The organism is Micromonospora sp. NPDC051296 (genome assembly GCF_040682255.1).
In the GTDB taxonomy this organism is placed as follows: Bacteria; Actinomycetota; Actinomycetes; order Mycobacteriales; family Micromonosporaceae; genus Micromonospora; species Micromonospora craterilacus.
Genome location: NZ_JBFBAO010000380.1, coordinates 1 through 6,458, shown reverse-complemented (window position 1 = coordinate 6,458; position 6,458 = coordinate 1). Strand labels below are relative to the sequence as shown.

The following is a 6,458-nucleotide window of genomic DNA, read 5'->3' as shown; positions in this document are numbered from 1 at the left end:
AGGAAGGCGGCGACGAGAGCCTGCTCGCGCGGGCCCACGAGATCCTCAGCACCGTACCCGGGGCACCGGCCACGGAGCGGCTGGCCAACCTGTTGGCGGCGCTTGCGGAGTATCTGCTCGCGCAGGCGGATCTTGCTCCGCCGGAATGGGTCGAGGAGCGGGTGCTAAGGCGGGCCTGGTTCCCGGCCGAATTGGCCATTCACCGCGCCGATGCCCTGGCGTGGGCGCCGGCGGCGTTCCGGAAGCACGGTGTGTACTTGTCGGTTCACGATTTGGCTGCGGCGTGAGCGGGTCGGACGGCGTCCTGATGGGGCGTGCGGAACTGGAGCGAGCGTTCACCCGCCTGGGGGAGAGGCTCGTGCGGCGCGGCGTCGTCGCTGACATCCTCGTGGTGGGCGGTGCCGCGATGGCGTTGGCATACGATGCCAAACGGGTGACCAGGGACGTCGATGCGATGTTCGTCCCGCACGGTGTCGTCCTCGACGAGGCCCGTGCGGTGGCCGATGACCTGGGGCTGCCCCCGTGGTGGCTCAACGAGCAGGCCAGCGTGTACGTCTCCGGCAAGGACGACCCGGGCCGGCGGCGGTCTTCGACCATCCCGGGCTGCGCGTCATGGCGGTTTCGCCGGAGCACATCTTTGCGATGAAGGCGCTCACGGCGCGGGTGCGCGACGTGGACGATCTTCGTACCTTGGCAGTGTTGTCCAAGGTCGCAACGGTGGATGACGCCGTACGGCTCTGCGGCGACTTCTATCCCGACGAGGTGATCTCGCCACGTGCCATGGCGGTCATCCGCGAGCTGTTCGAATGAGGCTGTGGCGCAGCCCCGGCACATTGCCGACGCGGTGATCTGGACATGAGTTGCAGTTCGCCCCGAGGGTGATCAGGGCTCTCCTACACGTCAGCACCGCTCGTTCGAGTCACTCTGGGAGCGCTCGTTCCTCGCGGCGCTCGACCGCACGAGCGTCAACGTTTGACGACGGGCATGTGCTCGTCGTACCAGCTCGCCGCGTCTCGAATCGCCTGGTCGAGATCCCCCGGGTGATAGCCGAGGTCGCGGTGCGCCGCACTCCAATCTGAGGCCTGGGGAGCGGACAGGTAGGCAGCAAGCCCCGGGTCCATGGCGGGAGGGCGGCCCGTGAAGCGCGTGACGAACTGCGCGACCGCACCGAACACGGACAATCCCGCGGGTGATATCCGCACCGGCTTCCGATCCGCGCCAATCAGCTCGGCGATGCGGGTGAATACGTCGACATAGCTCCGGTTCTCGCCAGTGAGGTTGTAGCCCGCGCCCGTGCGCCCTCGTTCCGCCGCCGCGACCATCCCGTCGGCTACGGCACGGACGTCGCAGAACGACGACGTGCCGGAAGGCGCGAGCGTGAGCTTGCCCGCCTGAAGGTCGCGCACGACTCGTCCGAGCTGGAGGGTGTGGTCGTAGGGACCGATCATGAAGCCCGGATAGACGACGACCACGTCCAGACCGCGCGGGATCCGGGCCCTAACCTCCGACTCTCCTTCGGCCTTCGTGTCGGCGTAGTCGTAACCGATGCCGAAAAACGATCGATCGCCCGACCGCTCCGGCAGCGCAGAACCGTTGCTGTTGTACCCATGCACGTCAAGGGTGCTCGTGTGGATGAATCGTCCTACACCGGCATCGAGACTCGCATCGGCGAGGGCGATCGTGGCATCCACATTCACTCTTCGGCGCCGCGCGGCGAGCCGACTCCAGGTCGAGGTATCGCCGGCGACGTGGAAGACCCAGTCCTGGCCAGCCACCAACGGGGGAAGTTCTGCCGCATCGGTTAGGTCCGCCAGCTGCACCCGCAAGGGGAGATCCTTCACATAGCGCGTCGTGGAACCGGGCGCGCCGGTCGCCAGCACGTCATGGCCGCGCGCGAGCAGGCTCCGGACCAGGTTGCTCCCCAGGAAGCCGGTGGCACCGGTGACGAGACAACGCATGCGTTTCTCCTTGGGATAGCTCGGGCTCACGTCGCCCGTGGGGTGGTCACACTCGCGGCACGGACAGAAACTCGTCCAGCTCGACGGCGATCGCGGAACGCCTCTGCATCGGGGTGGTATGGCATCGTCTCCACTGTCCGGGGACGCGGGTAACTCATAGCCGGACGCCCACGGGTCCTCCGGGAAGACGTGATGGTCACGCGGATGCCGCTCCGACGGCGAACTGCCACCACCTGCGCGAACGTCGCCGCAGCGGGATCGCGCCGCTCGAGCTTGCGCGAGACACCAACTCCGATCCCGCCCGCGGCGCCGGTCACCAGGGCGAGGGGCCGCCGGCAGCTCACGGCGTCGCCTTTGCTCGCGCCACGGAGCGGGCGTGGCCGGCGAACCGACCCTGCTCCAGATCGTCCCAATCCATCCGCGATGCCAGTCGGCGGAGCGCGCGGCGGTACGCGCGGACCTCAACGTACGTGGCGTGACGGTCGCTTCCGACAAAGCGGACGCCGCCCGAGAGGTCGGGCGTCTCGGTGTCGATGATCCGTCGCAGGCGCCGTGCGCGCGCGGGCTCCGATCGGATGTCGCCGAGATGCTCCGCCACGAGGTGCGCGATCCTGTCGAAGAGCGTGTACGCGCTGGAGTTCACTTCGATGTAGCTGATGCCGAACAGTCCGGGACGCGCGGCGAAGGCGTTGAGGTACATCTTCGGCCGCCCTCCCACCCATTCGAGGTACTCGCTCGGCAGGTAGGGAATCGACATGTTGTAGCCCGTCGCGAACAGAACGAGATCGAGCTCTTCGCGAGTGCCGTCGGTGAAGACGACCCCCGAGCCACCGAATCGGGCGATCCCCGGTTTGGCCGTGATATCGCCGTGCTGAAGGTGATGGAGCAGTTGTGTGTTGATGAGCGGATGTGACTCGAAGAGCCGATGGTCGGCGCGCGGCAGACCCCAGCGCCGCACATCGCCGATGACGATGGGGGCGAACACCCGATAGAGGAGCCTCTCGAGCCAGATCGGAAGCACCTCGCTACTGTCGGCGGGCCGACCGAAGAGGTGCTTGGGGACGAAGTGATATCCGCGGCGGGTGCTGATGAATGCTCGGTCCGCGTTCGCCGCCGCATCGGACGCGATGTCGGCGCCCGAGTTGCCGAGGCCCACGATGAGCACTCGCTTGCCGGCGAACTCGTCCGGGTCGACAAAGGTCACGGAGTGACGGACCTCGCCCGAGAAGTCGCCGGGCACCTCAGGGAGTTTCGGATCCCACGTCACGCCCGTGCAGCAGATCATCGCGGATGCCGTGAGGTCCTCCGTGCCGGTCGAGACGGTCCACACGCCCGTCGCCTCGTCCTGGAGGGCTCGGGTGACGGCGGTGCCGAACCGGATGCGATCTCGCAGGCCGTACGTGTCGGCGAACCCGCGGGTGTACTCCAGGATCTGGGCACGCGACGGGTAGTCGCCGAAATGACTCGGCATGGGCGTGTCGAAGAAGCCCGACTTGTCGCGCGAAGAAATGAAGTGCGCGCTCTTGTACATCGGCGTCCCCGGGTTGTCGAGATCCCAGATGCCGCCCACATCGACGTGACGCTCGAGATGGATGTAGGGGATGCCGCGGGTCAGCAACGCCCGCGCGGCGGCCAAGCCAGCCGGGCCGGCGCCGACGATGACGACCGGGTGGGCGTCCGAAGGTGCGACGAGGGGAATGTCGGTCGGCATCCGATCACACCTGCCCGGGATCGGACTGCAGCCAGACGGTGGCGTTGCCGGGCAACTTCCCGTCGGGCGTCAGCGGGAGCGAGCTGACGAGGACGCGTCCATGCGGCAACGGGAGGGGGGACGCAGCGAAGTTGGTGATCGACGTCCAGTCATTTCGTCGGCAGAAGCCGATTGTGTCGTCGCCGAGGTCGAGCCAGCGCACCGTTTCGTCCGTCTGCAGCTGCCTGCGGATGCGGAGCGCTGCCCGGTAGAGCGACAGCGTGGAATCGTCCGTGCCCGTCTGGGCCTGCACCGAGAGCGATCCGAACCACTCCGGCTGTGGAAGGTGGGGGGCGCTGTGCCCGAAGCCGAACGACACGCCTCCCGTCGTCCAGGGCAGAGGGACGCGGCATCCGTCTCTGGTCACGACGACGCCGTCGTCCAGGTGAGCCATCGGGTCCTGCCATTGCTCCGGCGGGATGTCGGTCACTTCGGGCAGCCCGAGCTCTTCTCCCTGGTAAAGGTAGGCGCTTCCCGGCAGTGCCAGCGCGAGGAGTGTCGCGGCTGCCGCACGCCGCAGTCCGACCTCTGACTCGACGCCGTCAATCCGTCGGGTGTCGGCACCGTCCGGAAGGCCGAGCCGGGTGGCGTGGCGCACGACGTCGTGGTTGGAGAACACCCATGTGCTCGAGCTTCCCGCCCGAGCGGCCAGCTCAAGGTTGTGCTTCACGATCGCCGCGATGTCCGCCGCGCTCCAGGGCGCGGTCAGCAGATCGAAGTTGAAGGCCTGTCCGAGGCCCTCCGCGCTGGCGTAGCGAACGCGTCGGTGCGGCGCCACCCACGCCTCGGCGACGGCGAACAACGGTGGCGAGTAGCTGTCGAAGACGGCGCGCCACTCGGCGTAGATGTCGTGGACCTCGTCGCGGTCGAAGAGCGGATGCTGTCCCTCTTCGAACGGGTCTTCGAAGACGAGACCTTTGAGGATCGCCAGACCCGGTGCGATCATCTCCCAGCTCGGGAGGGGATCGCGCAGGTCCTTGGCGAGACCCATCGCGACGTCGACGCGGAAGCCGTCCACTCCGCGGTCGCCCCAGAAACGCAGGGTGCGCAGGAAATCCTCCTGGACATCCGCATTGTTCCAGTTCCAGTCGGGCTGGTGAGGGGTGAACAGGCCCAGATACCACTGCCCGTCATCCACGCGCGTCCAGGCGGACCCGCCGAAGAGGGCCGCCCAGTCCGTCGGAGGCAGTTCGCCGTGCTCTCCCTGACCGTCTCGGAAGATGTAGCGTTCGCGGGCGCTGGAGCCGCGTCCGCCCGCGAGCGCTTCCTGGAACCACGCGTGACGGTCGGAGCTGTGATTGGGGACGATGTCGATGATGATCTTAATTCCGTGCCGGTGGAGTTGTTCGACGAGTGCGTCGAAGTCGTCCAGGGTCCCGAGCCTCGGATCCACGTCACGGTAGTGGTCGACGTCGTAGCCGCCGTCGGTCAGTGCGGACGGGTAGAACGGGCTCAGCCAGACGGCGTCGATGTCGAGCGATGCGAGGTGCGGCACACGGGATAGCACTCCGCGAAGGTCGCCGATCCCATCGCCGTTGAAGTCCGCAAAGCTACGGGGATAGACCTGGTAGACGACTGCCTGTCGCCACCACGTCGGGTCGTTCGCGTGGGCCAGTCGCGCCTGGTCGGCATGCGATCTTGGGTAGGACGACATTCTCGCTCCGTTCGTTCGTCGACGGTGCGGCGAGGATCTGCGCCACGTGGACGACACCGTAACACAAAAATATCCGTGTGGATATTTTGAAGGTGGCGGGATGTCAGGGTCTCGCGGGGCGGCGCGTGTGCCTGACCCAGGGCTGTCGTCGAACGTTGCGGAAACAACTGCCCGAGGTTCTGCACCGCTAGCAGCGCCGCACATGCCGGCTGATCTGCCAGGTGGCTGCAGTGGTGTGGCAGGTGGCCGGCCGTGGCCGGGGCGCGGCTGTTGTCGGGCCTTGGCGGTGGTCGTGTCCCGCCACACCGCCCCGACCTGGGCCTGTCTCGCTAACGGCACCTCTCTGTGTCAAGGCGTTGGCAGCAGAGACGTCTCCAACCTCGTCTTTAGCCCGTTGCCGGCGAACGTCCACCCGCGTGCGGCGCTGACCAGCTCGACCCTGCTCCTCGCTGCGGCCCTCGGACAGGCCATCGCTTCCCGTCACGACTGTTGACCTTGCGCACATGGCGGATTGTCGAAGCGGTCACCGGGGACCCGGTGTGAAGGTGGTCCAGGCGTACCGGTTCGCTCTCTGGCCCGCGGCTTGAAAAGCTGGGCCGACTCCCGCAGCGGGAAACGCGCCGGAAACGCGCCGGACGGCCGGTCGGGTTCCCCCGGTTCAAGTCCCGTCGGCGCACCATTGCGTCAGTGCGGTTCACCACCGGCGCGATCCGGCCGACCACGCGGACGACTTCGAGGTCGACCCGAAGCCGACGCAGCCGGCGCTGATCGACCCGGCTACCGGCAAGGCCGTGGCGAATCCCGCCCGCGACCCCGGCGCCGAACTGCAGACCGGCAACCTGCCGTTCGACCAGACCAACTGTGTGCACACCGTAGAGGACGTGGCGATCGTCGCATCCGGGCCCGGCGCGCAGCGCTTCAACGGGTTCCTGGACAACACCGAGGTCTTCCACGCAATCATCGACGCCCTCGGCATCGACGCCAGGAAGTGACCCCGGTGGTGCCCGGCGGCCGAGCCCCCCCGCCCCCCCCCCGGGGGACTCGGCCCACCCCCCCCCCGCCGCCGCGGCGGCCCCGCCGGGGGGGCCCCCGGGCG

General features: G+C 67.8%; 7 protein-coding genes. 4 read left to right on the top strand and 3 right to left on the bottom strand.

The window, feature by feature from the left end:
- From AB0M52_RS28515 to AB0M52_RS28505, 3 genes are all read left to right on the top strand, one after another.
- Positions 1 to 287, top strand: a 287-nt coding sequence (locus tag AB0M52_RS28515) for a hypothetical protein (protein ID WP_363960016.1), incomplete at its 5' end; no start/stop codon positions are given.
- A complete protein-coding gene (locus AB0M52_RS28510; RefSeq protein ID WP_363960013.1) occupies positions 284 to 646 on the top strand; it encodes a hypothetical protein in 363 nt (120 codons plus the stop codon). The genes AB0M52_RS28515 and AB0M52_RS28510, both read left to right, overlap by 4 nt.
- Positions 643 to 810, top strand: coding sequence for a hypothetical protein (locus tag AB0M52_RS28505; RefSeq protein ID WP_363960010.1), 168 nt, complete (start codon positions 643 to 645; stop codon positions 808 to 810). The genes AB0M52_RS28510 and AB0M52_RS28505 overlap by 4 nt, the downstream gene beginning before the upstream one ends.
- Before the next feature lie 155 nt (positions 811 to 965).
- Here the strand turns inward: AB0M52_RS28505 and AB0M52_RS28500 are convergent, their stop codons facing one another.
- From AB0M52_RS28500 to AB0M52_RS28490, 3 genes are all read right to left on the bottom strand, one after another.
- Positions 966 to 1,958: an NAD-dependent epimerase/dehydratase family protein gene (locus AB0M52_RS28500; protein WP_363960007.1), complete on the bottom strand. Its 993-nt coding sequence runs from the start codon at positions 1,956 to 1,958 to the stop codon at positions 966 to 968.
- 340 nt (positions 1,959 to 2,298) lie between these two features.
- Entirely contained in the window at positions 2,299 to 3,669 is a 1,371-nt protein-coding gene (locus tag AB0M52_RS28495; protein ID WP_363960004.1) for an NAD(P)-binding domain-containing protein, read from the bottom strand.
- A gap of 4 nt (positions 3,670 to 3,673) precedes the next feature.
- Positions 3,674 to 5,362, bottom strand: a complete 1,689-nt coding sequence (locus AB0M52_RS28490) for a glycoside hydrolase family 13 protein (RefSeq protein ID WP_363960001.1) — start codon at positions 5,360 to 5,362, stop codon at positions 3,674 to 3,676.
- 791 nt (positions 5,363 to 6,153) lie between these two features.
- Between AB0M52_RS28490 and AB0M52_RS28485 the strand changes: the two genes are divergently transcribed.
- Positions 6,154 to 6,354, top strand: a complete 201-nt coding sequence (locus tag AB0M52_RS28485) for an alkaline phosphatase (RefSeq protein WP_363959998.1) — start codon at positions 6,154 to 6,156, stop codon at positions 6,352 to 6,354.
- The last annotated feature ends 104 nt before the right edge of the window (positions 6,355 to 6,458 follow it).